Origin of the sequence: Pseudomonas boreofloridensis (assembly GCF_030580795.1) — a bacterium.
Classification (GTDB): domain Bacteria; phylum Pseudomonadota; class Gammaproteobacteria; order Pseudomonadales; family Pseudomonadaceae; genus Aquipseudomonas; species Aquipseudomonas boreofloridensis.
Map to the genome: position 1 here is coordinate 326,569 of NZ_JAUQOQ010000002.1, position 20,359 is coordinate 346,927.

The window sequence follows — 20,359 nt, forward strand, 5'->3', positions numbered from 1 at the left end:
TTATTCGCGGACCATCGCGCGCACCGCTTCGCCCCGCCGCCTGCGCACCAGGAAGTACGCCGCCACGATCACCACCAAGGTGGCCAGCACCAGCCACGACTGCAAGCGCGTGGCCGGCTCCAGTGCTTGGGTCGCCAGCACCGCGACCAGCGCCAGGAAGGCCACGGCGTTGCTCACCGGAAAGCCCCAGGCCCTGAAGTACGACGCATCCACCACCTCGTGGCGGGTCTGCCAGCGCATCGCCAAGTGGGCGAAGATGATGAAGATCCAGACGAAGATGATGAATGCGCCGGTGCTCCTGGCCAGGGTCAGGAAAAGGTCGCCGCCGCTGAGGAAATGCACCGTCAGGATGCTCACGCACACGCTGAAGGCCAGTGCCAGGGCATTGATCGGCACGCCCTTGGCGTTGGTCCGCGCGAACAGTGCCGGGGCGTGGCCGCGCTGGCTGAGGGAGAACAGCATGCGCGAGTTGGAGAACATGAACGAGTTCATCACCGACATGAACGAGACGAACAGCACCAGCTTCATTGCCACGGCCGCGCCTTTGAAGCCGGCGAGGGTGAACAGGGCCACGTAGGGCGAGGCGAGGTTGGCCTTGTCGACCCAGGGCAGGCACAGCACCAGAATCGACACCGAACCGACATAGAACAGCATCACCCGCACGATCACGCTCTTGATCGCACGGATCACGTTACGCCGCGGGTTCTCCGACTCGCCAGCGGCCACGGCGGCGATTTCGCTGCCGCCCAAGGAAAAGATCGCCACGAGCACCCCGGCCATCACCGGCGACAGGCCATTGGGCATGAAGCCGCCGTGCTCGGTGAGATTGACCAGGCCCGGAGCCGGGATGTTTTCCTGCCAGCCCAGCAGAATCGAGGCGCCCAGCAGCATAAAAATGAGAATGGTGATGACCTTCAGCGCGGCCAGCCAGTATTCCACTTCAGCGAATGAGCGTACCGAGTAGGCGTTGCTGGCGATGAGTGTCACCAGCATGATGAAGGCACCGACCCAGATCGGCAGCCAGGGCATGAAGTCGTTGAGGATCGCGCCCAGCAGGACCGCCTCCAAGGTGATGGTGACCATCGACTTGAGCCAGTACAGCCAGCCGACCGTGAAGCCCGCCCAGTCGCCTAGGTACGTGTTGGCGTAGGTGGAAAAAGAGCCGGCATCGGGATTGCGTGAGGCCATTTCGCCGAGCATGAACATCACCAGGGTGACGATGAGGCCACCGATGACGTAGGAGAGGATCGCGGCCGGGCCTGCCAAGGCGATCAGGCTGCCAGAGCCGACGAACAGGCCCGCGCCGATGACGCCGCCCAGCGCGATCATGGTGATGTGCCGCTGCTTGAGGCTTTGCTTCAATCCGCTGTCTTGCATGTCCAGGTGTCTCTTATTATTGGAAGGAACGGGCACTGGTACAGCGCGCAAGGCGCTGCGGTCCGCCTGCACAGGGCGGGGCCATCGAGCGGGGCCTGGGTCTGGCGCTGCGCCTGCCAAGGACTTCCCGATCTGTAACCTTGGGCAAAACGACGCCAGGGCTCAAACGAATTCTGCGCACAACATCCTGCGGTTTTTTCCTGAGACCCGATGCGAGGGGCTCAAACTGACGGCGTAAAAGGTATACAAAGTGCCAGTATCCCGCTCGTCGGCGCGCAGCTTCCTAGGAAATTTCCTTCAATTCCTACGGCGCAGATCAATGTGTCGTTCCCTATGAGTGACGTAACGTCCTGTGCTTTCAAAACAAGGACGACGCTCATGCAAGCGATGGAACGGATACTCGACATACAACCCATCACCCAGGCCGACATCACCCTGCAGCTCAACGGTCAGCCGGTTCAGGCAGCAGCCGGTGAAACCGTGCTCAGCGTGCTCAACGCGGTGGGGCTGCGCCCAGTGGCGCTCAATGACCATGGCCAGCGCAGCGGCGCCTTTTGCGGCATGGGGGTATGCCATTGCTGCCTGGTCGCCATTGATGGCCGCGCCAAGCGTCGCGCGTGTCAGACCGTGGTGCGCGAAGGCATGCGCGTCGAGACCGAGGTCAATGCCATTGCCGCGCAGGTGCAACCATGAGCCTGCGTCCGGTGATCGTCGGCGGCGGTTCGGCGGGGATGGCGGCAGCCATCGAACTGGCCGAGCAGGGTGTGGATTGTCTGCTGTTCGATGAAGCCTCGCGTCCCGGTGGGGTGGTCTATCGCGGCCCGCTGCGGGCCGGTGTCGACCTGGGTTATCTCGGCGCGCGCTATGGCAAGGCCCTGCAGCGACTGCACGAGCAATTCGCGGCCAACGCCCGGCACATCGACGTGCGCTTGAACAGCCGCGTGGTCGGTGGCGACAGCGAGCGGCTGATGGTGCTCGACGCCGACGAGCAACTGCATGAAATCGACTACGCCCAGTTGCTGCTGGCGGCCGGTTGTCACGAGCGCAACGTGCCGTTTCCCGGCTGGACCCTACCCGGGGTCATGCTGCTCGGCGGGTTGCAGTTGCAGATCAAGAGCAACGTGGTCAAACCCTTGGGCAGCACCTTGATCGCCGGCACCGGACCGCTGCTACCGCTGGTGGCCTGTCAGTTGCACGCCGCTGGGGCCAAGGTCGCCGGCGTCTACGAGGCCTGTGCCTTCAATCGCATTGCCAGGGAAAGTCTGGCGTTGATGAACAAGCCCCAGTTGTTCCTCGACGGCCTGAGCATGCTGGCCTACATGAAACTCAACGGTATCCCCATGCATTACGGCTGGGGTGTGGTTGGCGCTCGCGGTGACGCTGAACTGAGCGAGGTCAGCGTGGCGCCCTATGGCCAGGACTGGAAACCTGACCTGAGCCGTGTGCAGCGCGAGTCGGTACAGACCCTCGCCGTGGGCTACGGCTTCATCCCGCGCACCCAACTCAGCCAGCAACTGGGGCTGGCGCACGGCTTCAGCGAAGACGGCTATCTGCGCGCCGAGTGCAACGTCTGGCAGCAGAGCAGCGAGGCGCACATCCACCTGGCGGGTGACATGGGCGGTATTCGTGGCGGAGAAGCCGCGATGCTGACCGGGCGTATTGCAGCGGTCTCGATCCTGCAGCAACGCGGTGTGCTGGATGCCGCACAGGCCATCGAGCGGCGTGAGCGCTACCTGGGCAAGCTGGCGGCGATCAAGCGCTTCCGCTATGGCGTCGAGCGCTACACCCGTAGGGGCGCGGCGCAGATCGAGCTGGCTGCACCGGATACGGTGATCTGCCGCTGCGAGCACGTCACCCGCAGCGACATCGACCTGGCGCTGGAGCAGGGCGTGCAGGACATGGCCAGCCTGAAGATGCGCACCCGGGTGAGCATGGGCGACTGCCAGGGCCGTATGTGCGTGGGTTATTGCAGCGATCGCCTGCGCGCCGACACCGGGCGCGCCGACGTGGGGTGGTTGCGGCCACGCTTCCCGGTGGACCCGATTCCATTTTCCGCATTCCTGCACCTGGGCACGGAGGCCTGAACATGAACAAGACCTATGACATCGTGATTGCCGGTGGCGGCGTGATCGGCGCCTCCTGCGCCTACCAGTTGTCCAAGCGCAAGGGCTTGAAGATCGCCCTGATCGACAGCAAGCGCCCCGGCAATGCGACCCGCGCCTCGGCGGGCGGGCTGTGGGCCATCGGCGAATCCGTGGGCCTGGGCTGCGGGGTGATCTTCTTTCGCATGATGTCCTCGCGCAACAAGCGCGAGGCCCACGGCGCGGCGGTGGCGGTGGATTCGAGCACGCCTCACATCCTGCCGCAGTGCTTTTTCGACCTGGCGCTGCAATCGAACGCGCTGTATCCACAGCTGCACCAGGAGTTGATCGAGCGCCACGGCATGGACTTCAAGTTCGAACGCACGGGCCTTAAGTACATCATTCAGGACGATGAAGACCAGTTGTACGCCGAGCACATCGTGTCGCACATTCCGCACCTGGCCGATCAAGTCCGCTGGCTGGATCGCGCGGCCCTGCGCGAGCGTGAGCCGGCGGTGAGTCACGCGGCCAGTGGGGCGCTGGAGTTCCTCTGCGATCACCAGGTCAGCCCGTTCCGGTTGGGTGATGCGTTCCTGGAGGCGGCCCGGCAGAACGGTGTCGACCTGTACCTGAACACCAATGTCACCGGCGTGCTGCATGAGCAGGCGCGGATCAAGGGCGTGCGCACGGCTGAGGCCGGCGTCTTCCATTGCCATACCCTGCTCAATGCAGCGGGCTCCTGGGCTGGAGAACTGAGCGAGTGGGCCACCGGCACCTCGATTCCGGTGAAACCGGTGAAAGGCCAGATCGTCCTGACCGAACGCCTGCCCAAGCTGCTAGATGGTTGCCTGACCACCAGCGACTGCTACATGGCGCAGAAAGACAACGGTGAGGTGTTGATCGGCAGCACCACCGAGGACAAGGGCTTCGATGTGCGCACCACCTTCCCGGAAATCGCCGGGCTGGTGCAAGGCGCAGTGCGCTGCGTGCCGGAGCTGGCGCAGGTGAGTCTCAAGCGCACCTGGGCGGGACTGCGCCCGGGGTCGCCAGACGAGCTGCCGATTCTCGGACCCGTGGAGGATATGCCGGGCTACTTCAATGCCTGTGGACATTTCCGCACCGGCATCCTGACGTCGGCGATCACCGGGGTACTGCTGGACAAGGTCATCAACGACGAAGAAACGCCGCTGGATCTGACCCCATTCCTCGCTTCGCGCTTCGGCACGGCTGTGGATAAGAACTGGGCGGTGGTGTAAACCCGATGATTGATCCGCGATGGCGCCTGACACCTTCGCGGATCGACCCTTCCCACAGCTGCGGGAGGAAAGTTCCTACGGATGAGCTACCCTGAATCGATGGGGTTCGAATCTGTGTACGGCGTCCTAACGTGAAGGGGGTCTTTCATGCTTGCGCAACTTCCGCCAGCCTTGCAGAGCCTGCGCTTGCCTCTGCGTCTTAAGCTCTGGGACGGCAATGAGTTCGACCTGGGGCCCAGTCCCCAAGTCACCATCCTGGTCAAGGAGCCGCAGTTGATCTCGCAGCTCACCCATCCGAGCATGGACGAACTGGGCACTGCGTTCGTCGAGGGCAAGCTGGAGCTCGAAGGCGACATCGGCGAAGTCATCCGCGTGTGCGACGAGCTCAGCGAGGCCTTGCTCCACGACGAAACCGACGTCAACCCCGTGCGCACCGCGCACGACAAGGACACCGACGCCGAAGCCATTTCCTACCACTACGACCTGTCCAACGCGTTCTATCAGCTGTGGCTCGACCCGGACATGGTGTACTCCTGCGCCTACTTCAAGGAACCGGACAACACCCTGGCCCAGGCGCAGCAGGACAAGTTCGACCATCTGTGCCGCAAGCTGCGATTGCAGGCTGGCGACTACCTGCTGGATGTGGGGTGCGGCTGGGGCGGGCTGGCGCGCTTCGCCGCCCGTGAGTATGGGGCCAAGGTGTTCGGTATCACGCTCAGCAAAGAGCAGCTCGCCTTGGGACGTCAGCGGGTCGAAGACGAGGGGCTGGCCGACAAGGTCGATTTGCAGATCCTCGACTACCGCGATCTGCCCCAGGATGGTCGCTTCGACAAGGCGGTGAGTGTCGGCATGTTCGAGCACGTGGGTCATACCAATCTCGAGCTGTACTGTCAGCGGCTGTTCGGGGCCGTGCGCGAGGGTGGCCTGGTGATGAACCACGGCATCACGGCCAAGCATGTGGACGGCCGCCCGGTCGGACGCGGGGCAGGGGAGTTCATTGATCGCTACGTTTTCCCCCACGGCGAACTGCCCCACATTTCAATGATTACGGCGCGTATCTGCGAAGCGGGACTTGAAGTCGTGGATGTGGAGAGCCTGCGCCTGCACTACGCCAAGACCCTCAATCACTGGAGCGAGAACCTGGAGAATCAGCTGCACCGCGCGGCAGCGCTGGTGCCGGAGAAGACGCTGCGGATCTGGCGCCTGTACCTGGCCGGATGTGCTTACGCCTTCACCAAGGGCTGGATCAACCTGCATCAGATTCTCGCGGTCAAGCCCTACGCGGACGGTCACCATGACCTGCCGTGGACGCGCGAAGACCTCTATCGTTGAGCCCAAGCGGGCCGCAGCGGCGGGGCGGCCCGTCAGGTTCGCGTTACAGGATCGGTGAGATCAGTCGGGCGATGCGCATGCCCAATTGCTGTAGGCGGTGGGTATCGCGGATGTCCTCGGCGGTGACCTCCCGCGACTGCTCGAAATCACGCAGCAGCATGGCCTCCACCTGATCGGCGAATGCACGGTCGATGGTCAGCAAGGTGATCTCGAAATTCAGCCTGAACGAGCGGTTGTCCATGTTGGCGCTGCCGACGGCGCTGACGTCGTCATCCACCAGAATCACCTTCTGGTGCACGAAACCGGGTTGATAGCGGAATATCCTCACCCCGGCACGCACTGCCTCGAAGGCGAACAGGCTGGAGGCCGCGTAGACGATGCGATGGTCTGGTCGGCTGGGAATCAGGATGCGCACATCCACACCGCGCAGCACCGCCAGGCGCAGCGCAGCCACCACCGCTTCGTCGGGAACGAAGTAGGGGCTGGTGATCCAGATGCGGCGAGTGGCTGACTGAATGGCCTCGACGAAGAACAGTTGGCAGGTCTCCTGTGGGTCGGCGGGACCGGTGGCGAGTACCTGACACAGCACGCCGTCTTCGGGATAGGCATCGGGCAGGATCAGAGGCGGCAACTCACGGGTGGCCCAGTACCAGTCCTCGGCGAACGACTCCTGCAGGCACGCCAGCACCGGTCCGCTGACCTGGACATGGGTGTCCCGCCAGGGCGACAGACGCGGGTGTGCACCCACGTATTCGTCGCCGACGTTGTGTCCGCCCAGAAATCCAACCAATCCATCCACCACCGCGATCTTGCGGTGATTGCGGAAGTTGACCTGGAAGCGGTTGAACCAGCCGCGCTTCGAAGAGAAGGCCTGGATCTGTACCCCACCTTCTCGCAGTACTTGGCTGTAACGCGAGGGCAGGGCATGGCTGCCCACCTGATCGAAGAGCACATAGATCTTCACGCCTTCGGCAGCCTTGCGCAGCAGCAGTTGTTGCAAGCGCTGGCCGAGGGCGTCGTCGTGGATGATGAAGAACTGCACCAGCACCGTATCGCTGGCCCGTTCGATGGCGGTAAAGATCGCCTCGAACGTGGCCGTGCCATTGATCAGCAGTTTCACCTCATTGTTGGCCAGGCACGGCATGCGGCCCAGCTTGGGCATCGCTCGCAACGCGACATAGCTCACCGACTCGCGCGCTGCCAGGGCCTCTTCGACCCACGGTCGCCAGTTGAGGTTGGCCATCGCCACGTGCATCTCTTGATTGGCCTGGCGACGCGCCTGGATGTAGGCATAGAAGGAGCGCGCGCCAAACACCAGATAGGGGATGAGGGTCAGGTAGGGGATGAACAGCAGCGACATGGCCCAGGCGATGGCACCTTGCGCCGTGCGCACGGTGAACACCGCATGCAGTGCGGCACCGATGCCGAGCAGGTGGATCAGGCCGAGCAGGTAACCGAAGAAATAAGGGCTGTGGTAGTCCATACGCATCCTGCATTCCAAGAGCACTGTTGCTAACAGACCATGTTCATCGGTGTAGGTGCAACCCGCAGGGGTAAAACGCGTCTAAGCCTCTGTCCGGCCTGGGGCCGGTATCTCGAGGAGTACTGATCCATGAAGATTCGTCTGCCACTGATCGCCCTGGCTTTTGGCCTGGGCAGCCCGCTGCTGGCGCACGCGCAGATGCTGCAACCCGGTCTGTGGGAGCTGACCACCAGCGACATGCAGGTCGATGGCAAACAGCTACCGGACATGCAGTTCATGTTGGGCCAATTGAAGAATCTGCCACCTGAGCAGCGCGCGATGATGGAGGGCGCCCTGGCCAAGCAGGGCATCAGCGTAGGCGGCAAGGGTGTGCGTGCCTGTTTGACACCTGAGCAGGTGGCGACCAACGACATCCCTTTGCAAGACCCGCAATCGGGTTGCACGCAGAAGATCACCGACCGGCAGGGCAACGTCTGGAAGTTCCAGTTCACCTGTCCCAAGGCGCAGGGTTCAGGCCAGGCCACGTTCCTCAGTGACCGCGAGTTCACCACCAAGGTCAGCGGTACCTTCAACGCGTCCGGTGTTCAGCAGCAGGGCAGCATGAACACCCGTGCGGTCTGGCAGGGAAAAGACTGCGGCAACGTGCGTCCGCGTAGCTGAAGGTTCACCACTGCCAGCGGCTTTCAGCTACTGCATCGTGGGCGTGCAGACTTTCTGCATGTTCCACGCGCAGGTCGAAGCCGCTGCACCATGCCAATCCGCGTAGCGCGTGATGAATACGTCGCGCCGCGTCTTCGCAGAACATCAGGTTTTGCCCGTTTGCCAACGCGAAGGCTTGTTCGTCGGCGCGTTTCACCGCCGTTTGTACAGCCGTGCCCAGTGCGCTTTCTACGGCATCGATCAGCGCTTCGACCGGCAGGGTTTGTAGTGTGTCCTGCAGGCGTACTCTCACGGCTGCCTGGCTGCGCTGGCTATGCGGTGTCGCGACGATTCCCGCAGTGCTTCCCAGCCATTGCAGGACCGCTTGGATATCTGCTGGCTGATTGGCGAAGTCGTTGAGGAATTGCTGCTGGATCAGCTGTCGAGCCAGGGCTGCCGAGCAGGGGCAGGTCGAGGAGTAAGGGATTTCAACGTATTGTTCCACGTGGAACATCTCGTTTTCGATCCTCGCGTCGAGGATGACGGGGTAGCGCTTCCATCCCTCCAGTGGACTGATCAGCGCAGGACGCTTGAGCATGCAGTCGAACTTCAGACGCACATAGGCCGACGATGACAGGCCGTCATGGGTGTCGAGAAAATGGGCCAGCAATTGGCGCAAAGCCAGTGGCGTCAGTTCAGTGTGCTCCAGTGCCTCCAAGGCCAGGTACAGGCGCGACATGTGAATGCCGCGTGATTCCCCATCATCAAGGCTCACACCTGCATCGGCCCAGGCGCTCAAGGTGCGGCCGCCCAGTTGCACCGGCAAAGCGATGCCGCGCATACCGACCCAGTCCAAGGGCTGCAGCGTCGGGCTGGTTTGTGCGGCGATGTCGGGAAGCGTCAGGCTGGTCATCGAAATATCCCATGAAAAAGAGGCTTAGCGGCAGCCGCCGATCAAGCTGCAGTGCAGGTTGAAGCGTTGTCCGCTGGAGCTGGAAACACGGTTCAGGGTGGTCCAGCCAACGCGACGGCTGTAGCCCACCCAGGCTTCGCCGTCGCTGGCCAGACCGGTGAAGAAGGTCATCTGCCCATAACGACTGTTGGTCTGGGCCCAGAGTCGACGAGTGACGCTGTCGTAACCGCGCAGATGAAAATCGCTGCCGTCGGTGCGCACGCTGTAGTAACTGCCCTTGCTGTCTTCGCATGCCAGAAGTGTGGCGCTGCGAGTGCATACGGCCAGACCGCTGTGCGCAATCGCGGCATGCAGCGGGGTAGATACCGCGAATGTCAGTACCCATACGGCGAGCTTCGAGCGGTTCATGATCATCCTCAAAGGCAGCCGTTCGACAGGCGCGGCTTGGCGAAATTGTATTGTTATATTATAACGTTGTGCAATGCATCGTTTCGAATGCGCACCGCCGATGAGGTTCATCATGTCCGACCGTCTTCCCGTCACCGTGCTGTCCGGCTTCCTGGGGGCCGGCAAGAGCACGCTGCTCAATCATGTCCTGCGCAATCGCGACAACCTGCGAGTCGCGGTCATCGTCAACGACATGAGCGAGATCAACATCGATGCCAGCGAGGTCCAGCGTAACGTCAGCCTCAATCGCGCCGAGGAAAAACTCGTCGAGATGAGCAATGGTTGCATCTGTTGCACCCTGCGCGAAGACCTGCTGGAGGAAGTCGCCCGCTTGGCCGACGAAGGGCGTTTCGATTACCTGCTGATCGAGTCCACCGGCATCTCCGAGCCGTTGCCGGTGGCCGAGACCTTCACCTTCCGCGACGAGCAAGGTCGCAGCCTGTCCGACATGGCCCGGCTGGACACCATGGTCACGGTGGTCGATGGTCTGAACTTCCTGCGCGACTATCAGGCTGCCGACAGCCTGGCCAGCCGGGGCGAAACCCTGGGTGAGGAAGACGAACGCTCGATCAGCGATTTGTTGATCGAGCAGATCGAGTTCGCCGATGTGCTGCTGCTGAGCAAGATCGACTTGATCAGTCAGGCGGACCGTGACGAGCTCACCGCGATTCTGCGCAGCCTCAATGCCCGGGCGCAGATCGTACCGATGGTCATGGGAGAGGTGCCGCTGTCGCGCATCCTCGACACCGGGCTGTTCGACTTCGACCAAGCCGCACAGGCACCGGGGTGGCTTCAGGAGTTGCGCGGGGAGCACGTGCCCGAGACCGAGGAATACGGTATTGCCGCGACCACCTGGCAAGCGCGCAAACCGTTTCATCCACAGCGCTTTTTCGACTTTATCCACAACACGTGGAGCAACGGGCGGCTGCTGCGCTCCAAAGGATTCTTCTGGCTGGCCAGCAAGTACCAAGAAGCCGGCAGTTGGTCGCAGGCCGGCGGCATGATGCGCCATGGCTTGGCCGGTCGTTGGTGGCGCTTCGTGCCAAGCGAGCAATGGCCTCAGGACGAAGACAATCGCCAGGCGATCCTCAAGCAGTGGACCGTGGAGACCGGTGACTGCCGCCAAGAGCTGGTCTTCATCGGACAGAACATCGACTTCGCCCGGTTATCCACAGAACTCGAGGCGTGCCTGTTGACGGATGATGAGATGGAACAGGGGCCGATGGCCTGGCTGCGCCTGCCCGATCCCTTCGGCCCATGGTACGAAGAGGCGGCTGCCTAATGTTGGCGCTCCGGGCTGTGGATATCTGCCAGAGGCAGGGCGAGTCTCCTCAGATCATGACCGAGGTCCTTCGCGATGACGTCAATCTCGCGGTCTGGCAGCGTCGTTTACCGGTACAGGTCGAGGACTTTGCCGAGCTGGTCACTCGTCTGGATCAGCCCATGTCCGATGAGCGGGTGATCGAGGTGAATGAACAGCAACCGCCGAGGCTGACCGGACTGCTGCGCGAAGCGGCGGATCTAGAGGGGTACGAAGGGTTCGTCGCCGATGTCACCTGGCTGGTTGAGGCCTTCACCTGCCTGCTTGGCGCCCGCCGTGTAGGGCTCAGGCTGCGAGTGCTCGACGGTGCGATGTGCCCGCGTTTTCATGTCGATCACGTGCCGCTGCGCTTGCTCACCACCTACGCGGGGATGGGCAGTGAATGGCTGGCGGAAGGGCACATCGACCGCAGCCGTTTGCAGGTGGCGCAGCCGCCTGTGGATAACATCCAGCGCTTGGCGACGGGTGAGGTGGCGCTGCTCAAGGGCGAGAAATGGGTGGGCAACGAAGGGGCGGGTTTGATTCACCGCTCGCCGGCCACGCCCAGAGGCGAGAAACGATTGTTGTTGAGTCTGGACTGGCTGGGCTGACAGGCGGGTGCGAGCCATCGGTTCGCCGCCGCGCTAGACTGTTCTTTTATTCGGTTCGACACCGCGCCATGTTGCAGCATATCCCGACCCATGTGATCGCCGGCCCGCTGGGCGCTGGCAAAACCACGTTGATCCGTCATCTGATGAGCCAGCGTCCGGCGAACGAGCGCTGGGCAGTGCTGGTCAACGAGTTTGGCCAGATTGGTCTGGATGCCGCACTGCTCAGCCGCGACGAGACGGGCGTGGCCATCGGTGAGGTGGCGGGGGGATGTCTGTGTTGCGTCAATGGCGTGCCCTTTCAGGTCGGATTGAGTCGCCTGTTGCGCAGTGCCAAGCCAGACCGGCTATTCATCGAGCCCTCTGGCTTAGGCCACCCACTGCAACTGCTGGAACAACTCACTCAGGCTCCCTGGACAGGTGTGCTGGATGTTCAGCCGTTGGTCATGGTGATGGATGCCCAGGCGCTGGCCCGCGGCGAGTTGCTTGCAGAAGCCCAGTTGCAAGCACAGCTGAAGGCGGGCGTTCTGATCTTCAATAAATCGGCATCTGTGGATGGCGCCACTCGCCTGTTGATAAGTTCTCGGTTTGCCGAGCAGCGCGGTATCTGGACTGATCAGGGCAAGCTCGATCTCAGCGATCTTCCGGCTTCATTCGCGAATCCATCGTGCCTCGCGGCGCCCAGCCCTTTGCCTGTGGAACGTTCACTGCCGGCGTTGCCAGCCCTGTGGACAGATCCTGAACGCCCCATTTGCCTTGCCCAGCAAGGCGAGGGCGGCTGGAGCGTGGGTTGGCGTTGGCACCCTACTCAGCGTTTGGATGAAGCGCTGTTGAGCGACGCGCTCCGGCGTTGGCCTTGGAAGCGGGCCAAAGGGGTTATCCACAGCAGCCAAGGATGGCGTTCGTTCAATGGATTGAACGGCGAACTGCAGGACTGGCGTTCGAGCGAGTGGCGCAAGGATTCCCGCCTCGAACTGATCTTCGACCACCCGCAGGCCCTGGAGGCGCTGCAAGCTGCCATGGCGCGCTGCCAACTGAGCGCGTGATCAGTTGCGCCAGCGGTTGTGTTCCTGGCGCCACTGCTGCATTTCGATGACGTTGTCGCCGCGCGGCGCCGTGTTGATCTCGAACGGATAAGGCGCCAGTTCGATCTGCATCGTATGGGCACCGAACTGGGTCACGCTACCAGGATGCCGTTGCTCTCCGGTGACCGTGAATTCGAAGGCATAGATACGTGCCAGGCGCTTGCGGCCCTTGGCATCACGCACGAAGCCGATGCGTTTGAGCGCCACGGCGTCGTCGAGCAGTTCCAAGTCGAGCTTGGCGCAATGCTGCTTGACCCGCTCGAGTGCCTTCTCGCGCAAGCCGTGGTTATGCCACAGCCAGGCGCCAGCCGTCGCCAACAGCATCAGGACGAACAGGTTCTCCAGGGTCAACATTTCAATAGGCTCCAGACAGGTGGGCGCAGCTTAACTGCGTCGCTGGCCTGTCGTACAGGTGGCTTTCAGGTTCATACTGCTCGGTCTTCACTTATCCACACAGCTTCGGAAATCTCCTGCATGAAACGTACGCCGCACTTGCTCGCCATCCAGTCCCATGTAGTTTTTGGACATGCCGGAAACAGCGCTGCGGTGTTCCCCATGCAGCGCATTGGCGTGAATGTCTGGCCGCTCAATACCGTGCAATTCTCCAACCACACTCAGTATGGTCAGTGGGCAGGAGAAGTGCTCGCGCCTGCGCAAATTCCCGCGTTGGTGGAAGGCATTTGCAACATCGGTGAGCTGGGCAATTGCGATGCGGTGCTCTCCGGTTACCTGGGGAGCGCCGAGCAGGGCCGGGCCATCCTTACTGGGGTGCAGCGGATCAAGGCGGTGAATCCGCGCGCGCTGTATCTGTGCGACCCGGTCATGGGGCACCCTGAAAAGGGCTGTATCGTGCCGCAGGAGGTCAGCGACTTCCTGCTCGACCAAGCGGCGGCGGCAGCCGACATCCTGTGCCCGAACCAACTGGAGCTGGACAGTTTCTGCGGGCGCCGCGCGCAGTCGCTGGAAGACTGCGTGGCCATGGCGCGTAGCCTGCTGGCGCGTGGGCCACAAGTGGTGCTGGTCAAGCACCTGGCCTACCCAGGGCGTGCCGACGATGCCTTCGAAATGCTGCTGGTGACGCGTGAGCAGAGCTGGCACCTGCGTCGGCCACTGCTGGCATTCCCGCGTCAGCCGGTTGGGGTCGGCGATCTCACCTCAGGGCTGTTCCTGGCGCGCGTGCTGCTCGGCGACACCTGGGTACAGGCGTTCGAGTTCACCGCAGCGGCTGTGCACGAGGTGTTGCTGGAAACCCAGGCCTGCGCCAGCTACGAGCTGCAACTGGTGCGCGCTCAGGACCGCATTGCGCACCCACGGGTACGCTTCGAGGCGCAGGCACTCGAGCGGTAGGTCACTCGGTCTTCAAATCCTGATAGCGCTTCTCCAGCTCTTGGCGGATCTGCCGGCGCTGCTGACCCTGCAGGAACCGGCGCTTTTCTTCGCTGCTTTGCGGCTGGCGTGCGGGGACTTGCACCGGACGGCGATTGTCGTCCACGGCCACCATGGTGAAGAAACAGCTATTTGAGTGACGCACCGAGCGCTCGCGGATGTTCTCGGTCACCACCTTGATGCCCACCTCCATGGAGGTGTTGCCGGTGTAGTTGACCGAGGCGAGGAAGGTCACCAGCTCGCCGACGTGCACCGGTTCGCGAAAAATCACCTGGTCCACCGACAGGGTCACCACATAGGTGCCGGCATAACGGCTGGCGCAGGCATACGCCACTTCGTCCAGGTATTTCAGCAGTGTGCCGCCATGTACGTTGCCAGAGAAGTTGGCCATGTCCGGCGTCATCAGGACGGTCATGTTCAGCTGGGCGTTGCCGGGTTCCATAGAGTGCTCACGGTGTGGTTGCGCTGAAACGGGGTGGGTATCTCCAGACACTTCTAAACCCCTTCGATGAAGTTTCCTATCGTGGTTACGGACGTCTGCGAGCGGTCCGCCGTCACGCCGATCATGCCATTACTGGGCGCGGTCTGGCCGATCTGTTTCTGCATATTGCATCGCCGTTCGATCGACGGACGCAATGTTACCCTGAGTACGCCCATGCAACATGGGCGTACCGCCGATCAACACAATCTGTACTTGCCGTTCGCTCAGGTGTCGCGTGGCCGAGCGGCGATCTGCCTCATGCGTCGATACAACCGTGCGTTGATAAAAGGAGTGCCACGCCATGCATGCCATAAGCTTCATCCAGGATCTGGCCGTGATCATGCTGGTCGCAGGGGTGGTAACCATTCTTTTCCACCGGCTGCGTCAGCCGGTCGTACTGGGCTACATCGTTGCCGGCTTCATCATCGGCCCCCATACCCCGCCGTTCGGCCTTATCCACGACGAAGACACCATCAAGACCCTGGCCGAGCTCGGGGTGATCTTCCTGATGTTCTGCCTGGGCCTGGAGTTCAGCCTGCGCAAGCTGTTCAAGGTCGGTGCCACGGCCTTCATCGCCGCGTTCCTCGAGATCGTGCTGATGATCTGGATCGGCTTCGAAATCGGCCGCTGGTTCGGCTGGAACACCATGGATTCGCTGTTCCTCGGCGCCATCCTGGCGATTTCCTCGACCACCATCATCGTCAAGGCGCTCAATGACCTGAAGATGAAGAACGAGCGCTTCGCGCAACTGATCTTCGGTGTGCTCATCGTCGAGGACATCCTCGGCATCGGCATCATCGCACTGCTGTCGGGCATTGCAGTCAGCGGTTCGGTGAGCTCCGGGGAGGTGTTCTCGACCGTCGGCAAGCTGTCGCTGTTCATGATCGTCGCCCTGGTCATCGGCATTCTGCTGGTGCCACGGCTATTGGCCTACGTGGCCAAGTTCGAAAGCAACGAGATGTTGCTGATCACCGTACTCGGCCTGTGTTTCGGCTTCTGCCTGCTGGTGGTCAAGCTCGAGTACAGCATGGTGCTGGGCGCCTTCCTGATCGGCGCGATCATGGCCGAATCGCGACAGTTGCTGAAGATCGAGCGCCTCATCGAGCCGGTCCGTGACCTGTTCAGCGCCATCTTCTTCGTCGCCATCGGTCTGATGATCGACCCGCAGGTGCTGGTCGAGTACGCCTGGCCGATCGTGGTGATTACCCTGGCCGTGGTGCTCGGCAAGATGCTTTCGTGCGGCATGGGCGCCTTCATCGCCGGTAACGACGGGCGTACCTCGTTGCGGGTGGGCATGGGGCTGTCACAGATCGGCGAATTTTCCTTCATCATCGCGGCGCTGGGCATGACATTGCAGGTCACCAGCGACTTCCTCTACCCGGTGGCGGTCGCGGTCTCGGCCATCACCACCTTACTGACGCCTTACCTGATCCGCGCGGCCGATCCGCTGTCCATTCGCCTGGGCAAGGTCGTCCCGCAGCGCCTGTCCAGGGTGCTGTCGTTGTACGGCGAGTGGCTGCGCAGCATTCAGCCGCAAGGTGAGGGCGCCATGCTGGCGGCGATGATCCGGCGGATTCTGTTGCAGGTTGGGGTGAACCTGGCGCTGGTGATCGCGATTTTCTTCAGTGGCGGTTACTTCGCCATGCGCATCGGCGCGTGGCTCAGCGAATGGATCGGCGATGTGGGGCAACAGAAAGCGCTGATCTGGGGCGCCGCGCTGCTGCTGTCGCTGCCTTTCCTGATCGCGGCCTACCGCAAGCTCAAGGCGCTGTCGATGTTGCTGGCGGAGATGGGCGTCAAGCCGGAAATGGCCGGGCGCCACACCCAGCGAGTGCGGCGGGTCATCGCCGAGGTGATTCCATTGCTGTCACTGCTGGTCATCTTCCTGCTGCTGTCGGCCTTGTCGGCCAGCATTCTGCCGACCAGCGAACTGCTGCTGATCATCGCGGTGGTGGCTGCGGTGGTGGTGGCGCTGCTCTGGCGCTGGTTCGTGCGCATGCATACGCGCATGCAGGTGGCATTGTTGGAAACCCTGGAGAACAGCCGCGACCACTCGCACTGATTGATCGCGGTGTCGCTTGTTCCGACGCGGCGAGGGTAAGGCCTTCGCCGTGTCAGACGCGGGTCACTCAGCAGGCTCAGCTTTCCAGCCAGACGTCCCGCGCCCAGTGCCACACCGATTCCCAGCTGTCTTCCCCAACGATCTCTTCGTCACCGTCCCACAGCACCACGGTGCCGTCTTCTTCGACGCAGTAGTAATTGTCGCCGTCCTGGCACAACGGAATCAGGTCACGCGGTACACCGGCGTCCCAGGCGTTGGCGGCGACGTCGGGCAGGTAGGTGTGCGATTGCGGGTCGGTGACGGTGACCGGTTCGAGAGACCCGTAGACCACGTCACTGACCGTGAGCAGGAACTCTTTGAAGACGAAGGGGATGTTGATGAACAGCTCTTCCTCGATCTCGACCAGTTGGTCTTCATCGGGAAGCTCGAGGGGGACCGGTACCGGCTCATTGGCTTCACGGAGTTGTTCGATCACTTCTTCCACGTTTCACTTCCTCTGGCCTTGATGACAACGCTGCGGTTTATACCCTAGTAGTCCGCTATGGCAAAAGCAAAAACCCCGGAACAGGTCCGGGGTTTTTGTGCTGCAGGTCGGAATCAGCCGTTCTGGCGGATACCGGCCAGCATCCAGGGCTGGTTCTCGCCCTGTGCACGCTCCATGTGCCAGCTTTCGCTGAAGGCTTCGCCTTGATCGAAGCGAGAGTTCTTCGACACGCCACGGAAGGTTAGGGTCGCGACGGTCTTCTCGGCACGGTCTTCGACGCCGTCCAGTTGCACGTCGAGGTCGTCGATGTAGGTGGACTGGAAGCCATCACCTTGTTCGGCGCGCTCGCGCTTGAGGAACTCAAGCATCTGCGGGGTGACGAACTCGGCGATCTTGTCCATCTCGTTCGCGTCCCAGTGCTGCTGCAGGGTCTGGAAGTGGTTGCGCGCGGCAGCCAGGAAGTTCTGCTCGTTGAACCAGGCCGGGGCGTTGATGACCGGCGCGGCGACCGGTGCGGCCGAACCGCCGAAGATCGACTGGGCAGGCTGCTGCGCTTGAGTCTGTACTTCACGCTGGTATGGCGCGTGACCCGCAGCCTGTGGCTGCTGCTGACGGCGACGTGCGGCGATGAAGCGGAAGACCAGGAAGGCGATCAGGCCCATGATCAGGAAGTCGAAGATCTGCATGCCTTGGAAGCCATCGCCCATGAACATGGAGGCCAGCAGACCACCGGCAGCGATACCGGCCAATGGACCCAGCCAGCGCGAAGCACCGCTGGCAGCGGCCGGGGCGCGGCCCGGAGCGGTTGGCGTGGCGGCAGGCGTAGTGGGGGAGGCCTGGCGGGTCTGGTGCATGGGCGCTGCGCCCGAGCTCTTGCCACCGCCGAAGCGCTTGGCATTGGCGTCGAGGCTCAGCGTCAGGCCGACGCAGAGCGCCAGTGCGATGCTAAGAAAACGTTGCATAAGATGGGATTTCCCGTTTTGTGGATTGCACGCGCGTCATGGTGCACATGATCTGACAGACAAGGCCAGCGTAAGAATGTTTCGAGCTTTTGCCTGGCGGGCAGGGCGATGTTTGGAAGAGTCTGTAGGTAGAGTCTGGAAAGGTTATCTGAAAAAGGAATCTCGCTGAGATCCCTTTGCCCTCAGATCGCTTCCAGCTTGGCGTACCCCAGCATCAACCATTTGCTGCCTTCGTCGAAATTCACCTGCACCCGCGCCTGGGCGCCGGAACCTTCGAAGTTGAGGATCACGCCCTCGCCGAATACCGAGTGCTGAACCCGCTGCCCGAGGCTGAAGGCGGTCTGCGGGATTGTGGCATTGGCGAACAGGCTGCTGGCCTGGGTCTGAGCGCCGCCGAAGGGGCGACTGACCGAGTTGGACAGGCGCACCTCCTGAACCAGCCCGGCCGGAATTTCCCGAACGAAGCGTGACACCTTGTTGTACGTCTCACTGCCATACAGACGGCGCGTTTCGGCGTAGGACATGATCAACTGGCGCATGGCCCGCGTGATACCGACATACGCCAGCCTGCGCTCTTCTTCCAGACGTCCCGGCTCTTCCAGGCTCATCTTGTGCGGGAACAGCCCTTCTTCCAGGCCGACCAGGAACACATAGGGGAACTCAAGGCCTTTGGCACTGTGCAGGGTCATCAATTGCACGCTGTCTTCGTGCTCATCGGCCTGGGCATCGCCTGCTTCGAGCGAAGCGTGGCCGAGGAAGGCGGACAGCGGCGACAGGTCGCCGTCGTCTTCGCTGGTCTCGAAGTTGCGCGCGGCGCTGACCAGTTCCTCAAGGTTTTCCACCCGCGCCTGGCCCTTCTCGCCTTTCTCTTCCTGGTGATAGACGATCAGCCCGGATTGCTCGATCACGGTCTGGGTCATCGTGTGCAGCGGCATCTCGCTGACCTTGGCCGCGAGGTTCTCCATCAATTCGATGAAGCCACCCAGCGCGCTTGCCGCGCGACCCTTGAGGGCTTTGGCGGCGAGCAACTGGCACATGGCATCCCACATCGACGACTGGCTGTGGCGAGCGTGCTCGCGGATGGCCTCGACGGTTTTTTCGCCGATACCGCGTGGCGGCACGTTGATGACCCGCTCCAGGGCTGCGTCGTTGCCGCGCCCTTCGAGCAGGCGCAGGTAGGCCATGGCGTTCTTGATCTCGGCGCGTTCGAAGAAGCGCTGGCCGCCATAGATGCGGTAGGGAATACGCTCGCGCAGCAGGGCCTCTTCGAGCACTCGCGACTGGGCGTTGGAGCGATAGAGGATGGCAATGTCATTGCGTGAGTTGCCGTCCTTGATCACGCGCTCGATGCTCTCGACCACGTAGCGTGCTTCGTCGTGCTCGTTGTAGGCCGCATACAGCGTGATGGGTTCGCCTTCGCCCAGGTCGGTCCACAGTTCCTTGCCCAGACGCCCGCTGTTATTGGCGATCAAGGCGTTGGCTGCTTTGAGAATGCCGCCCGTGGAGCGGTAGTTCTGCTCCAGGCGGATCAGCTCGGCATCGGGGAAGTCGGCGGTGTACTGATGGATGTTCTCGATCTTGGCCCCGCGCCAGCCATAGATGGACTGGTCGTCGTCGCCCACCGCCATCAGGCTGTCGCCGCCTGCGGCCAACAGGCGCAACCAGGCGTACTGCACGGCGTTGGTGTCCTGAAACTCATCCACCAGCACGTGACGGAAGCGGCGCTGATAGTGCTCCAGCAGGCCAGGGTGGTCGCGCCACAGGTCCAGGGCGCGCAGCAGCAGTTCGGAGAAATCGATGACACCGGCGCGTTCGCAGGCCTGTTCGTAAGCTTCGTAGATGCCACGCATGGTGGCCAGGAACAGGTCGCCGCCTGGCTGGATGTGCTGCGGGCGCAGGCCTTCGTCCTTTTGCCCGTTGATGAACCACTGGGCCTGGCGAGCGGGCCAGCGTTGCTCGTCCAGACCCATTTCGCGGATTACGCGTTTGACCAGGCGCTGCTGATCGTCGCTGTCGAGAATCTGGAAGTTCTGCGTCAGCCGCGCTTCCTGCCAATGGGCACGCAGCAGGCGGTGCGCCAGGCCGTGGAAGGTGCCGACCCACATACCGGCCGGGTTGATGCCCAGCAACTGCTCGATGCGATGGCGCATCTCGGCCGCCGCCTTGTTGGTGAACGTCACCGACAGGATGGAGTGCGGCGAGGCCTGCTCGACCTGGATCAGCCAGGCGATGCGGTGCACCAGCACGCGGGTCTTGCCGGAGCCGGCGCCAGCCAGCACCAGTTGACGGCCACGCGCAGCGGCTACGGCCTGGCGCTGGGCATCGTTGAGGGAATTGAGCAGAAGGGAGAGGTCATCAGTGTGCATCCGGCCATTCTAGGGGCGCGCGGGGGCGGGGGCAAACGCGTTGCTGATAAATCTCGGGCATTGCGGCGGGCCGTTCATCGGCAAGGGGCAGCGGACA

The 20,359-nt window shown here is 62.4% G+C and carries 19 protein-coding genes; 10 read left to right on the plus strand and 9 right to left on the minus strand.

Annotation, left to right across the window (positions count from 1 at the left end; all coding sequences use genetic code 11):
- A complete protein-coding gene (locus tag Q6A47_RS03720; protein ID WP_304483109.1) occupies positions 1 to 1,377 on the minus strand; it encodes an amino acid permease in 1,377 nt (458 codons plus the stop codon).
- 378 nt (positions 1,378 to 1,755) lie between these two features.
- Between Q6A47_RS03720 and hcnA the strand changes: the two genes are divergently transcribed.
- From hcnA to cfaB, 4 genes are all read left to right on the plus strand, one after another.
- Positions 1,756 to 2,070: a cyanide-forming glycine dehydrogenase subunit HcnA gene (gene hcnA / locus Q6A47_RS03725; RefSeq protein ID WP_029612206.1), complete on the plus strand. Its 315-nt coding sequence runs from the start codon at positions 1,756 to 1,758 to the stop codon at positions 2,068 to 2,070.
- Positions 2,067 to 3,461, plus strand: a complete 1,395-nt coding sequence (gene hcnB, locus Q6A47_RS03730) for a cyanide-forming glycine dehydrogenase subunit HcnB (RefSeq protein WP_304483111.1) — start codon at positions 2,067 to 2,069, stop codon at positions 3,459 to 3,461. The genes hcnA and hcnB overlap by 4 nt, the downstream gene beginning before the upstream one ends.
- Positions 3,462 to 3,463: 2 nt before the next feature.
- On the plus strand, positions 3,464 to 4,714 hold the full coding sequence (gene hcnC, locus Q6A47_RS03735) for a cyanide-forming glycine dehydrogenase subunit HcnC (protein ID WP_039582368.1): 1,251 nt from the start codon (positions 3,464 to 3,466) through the stop codon (positions 4,712 to 4,714).
- A gap of 147 nt (positions 4,715 to 4,861) precedes the next feature.
- Entirely contained in the window at positions 4,862 to 6,046 is a 1,185-nt protein-coding gene (cfaB, locus tag Q6A47_RS03740) for a C17 cyclopropane fatty acid synthase CfaB (RefSeq protein WP_304483114.1), read from the plus strand.
- 43 nt (positions 6,047 to 6,089) lie between these two features.
- Here the strand turns inward: cfaB and cls are convergent, their stop codons facing one another.
- Positions 6,090 to 7,529, minus strand: a complete 1,440-nt coding sequence (cls, locus tag Q6A47_RS03745; protein WP_304483116.1) for a cardiolipin synthase — start codon at positions 7,527 to 7,529, stop codon at positions 6,090 to 6,092.
- Positions 7,530 to 7,658: 129 nt separating this feature from the next.
- Here cls and Q6A47_RS03750 point away from each other — a divergent pair, with 129 nt between their 5' ends.
- Positions 7,659 to 8,189, plus strand: a complete 531-nt coding sequence (locus Q6A47_RS03750) for a DUF3617 domain-containing protein (RefSeq protein WP_029612211.1) — start codon at positions 7,659 to 7,661, stop codon at positions 8,187 to 8,189.
- 4 nt (positions 8,190 to 8,193) lie between these two features.
- Here Q6A47_RS03750 and folE2 read toward each other — a convergent pair whose 3' ends face one another.
- Positions 8,194 to 9,081 (minus strand): GTP cyclohydrolase FolE2, encoded by an 888-nt coding sequence (gene folE2, locus Q6A47_RS03755; RefSeq protein ID WP_039582375.1) that lies wholly within the window; start codon positions 9,079 to 9,081, stop codon positions 8,194 to 8,196.
- A 24-nt stretch (positions 9,082 to 9,105) separates the two neighbouring features.
- Positions 9,106 to 9,489: a hypothetical protein gene (locus Q6A47_RS03760; protein WP_029612214.1), complete on the minus strand. Its 384-nt coding sequence runs from the start codon at positions 9,487 to 9,489 to the stop codon at positions 9,106 to 9,108.
- Between the two features lie 112 nt (positions 9,490 to 9,601).
- Here Q6A47_RS03760 and zigA point away from each other — a divergent pair, with 112 nt between their 5' ends.
- The 3 genes from zigA (at position 9,602) to Q6A47_RS03775 (ending at position 12,482) form a co-directional block, all read left to right on the plus strand.
- Positions 9,602 to 10,810, plus strand: a complete 1,209-nt coding sequence (gene zigA / locus Q6A47_RS03765; protein ID WP_304483120.1) for a zinc metallochaperone GTPase ZigA — start codon at positions 9,602 to 9,604, stop codon at positions 10,808 to 10,810.
- Complete coding sequence (locus Q6A47_RS03770) at positions 10,810 to 11,439, plus strand: DUF1826 domain-containing protein (protein ID WP_304483122.1); 630 nt, start codon at positions 10,810 to 10,812, stop codon at positions 11,437 to 11,439. Before zigA ends, Q6A47_RS03770 begins: the two co-directional genes overlap by 1 nt.
- Positions 11,440 to 11,507: 68 nt before the next feature.
- Positions 11,508 to 12,482, plus strand: a complete 975-nt coding sequence (locus Q6A47_RS03775; RefSeq protein ID WP_304483123.1) for a CobW family GTP-binding protein — start codon at positions 11,508 to 11,510, stop codon at positions 12,480 to 12,482.
- Here Q6A47_RS03775 and Q6A47_RS03780 read toward each other — a convergent pair whose 3' ends face one another.
- A complete protein-coding gene (locus tag Q6A47_RS03780) occupies positions 12,483 to 12,875 on the minus strand; it encodes a DUF3301 domain-containing protein (protein ID WP_029612218.1) in 393 nt (130 codons plus the stop codon).
- 120 nt (positions 12,876 to 12,995) lie between these two features.
- Between Q6A47_RS03780 and pdxY the strand changes: the two genes are divergently transcribed.
- Positions 12,996 to 13,868, plus strand: coding sequence for a pyridoxal kinase PdxY (gene pdxY, locus Q6A47_RS03785; RefSeq protein WP_304483124.1), 873 nt, complete (start codon positions 12,996 to 12,998; stop codon positions 13,866 to 13,868).
- 1 nt (position 13,869) lies between these two features.
- Here the strand turns inward: pdxY and Q6A47_RS03790 are convergent, their stop codons facing one another.
- Complete coding sequence (locus tag Q6A47_RS03790; protein WP_304483125.1) at positions 13,870 to 14,349, minus strand: acyl-CoA thioesterase; 480 nt, start codon at positions 14,347 to 14,349, stop codon at positions 13,870 to 13,872.
- 340 nt (positions 14,350 to 14,689) lie between these two features.
- On the opposite strand from Q6A47_RS03790, the gene Q6A47_RS03795 reads away from it, so the two are divergent.
- A complete protein-coding gene (locus Q6A47_RS03795) occupies positions 14,690 to 16,450 on the plus strand; it encodes a cation:proton antiporter (protein WP_304483127.1) in 1,761 nt (586 codons plus the stop codon).
- Positions 16,451 to 16,526: 76 nt separating this feature from the next.
- On the opposite strand, the gene Q6A47_RS03800 is transcribed toward Q6A47_RS03795, so the two are convergent.
- The 3 genes from Q6A47_RS03800 to uvrD all read right to left on the minus strand — a co-directional run bounded on the left by Q6A47_RS03800 (position 16,527) and on the right by uvrD (position 20,262).
- Positions 16,527 to 16,934: an SMI1/KNR4 family protein gene (locus Q6A47_RS03800; protein ID WP_039582386.1), complete on the minus strand. Its 408-nt coding sequence runs from the start codon at positions 16,932 to 16,934 to the stop codon at positions 16,527 to 16,529.
- A gap of 113 nt (positions 16,935 to 17,047) precedes the next feature.
- The gene (locus Q6A47_RS03805) at positions 17,048 to 17,896 is read right to left on the minus strand and encodes a Tim44 domain-containing protein (protein ID WP_039582388.1); all 849 of its coding nucleotides are present in this window, start codon (positions 17,894 to 17,896) and stop codon (positions 17,048 to 17,050) included.
- Positions 17,897 to 18,078: 182 nt separating this feature from the next.
- Positions 18,079 to 20,262 carry a DNA helicase II gene (uvrD, locus tag Q6A47_RS03810; RefSeq protein ID WP_304483128.1) on the minus strand — a complete coding sequence of 728 codons (2,184 nt, stop codon included), beginning with the start codon at positions 20,260 to 20,262 and terminating at the stop codon, positions 18,079 to 18,081.
- Positions 20,263 to 20,359: the final 97 nt, after the last annotated feature.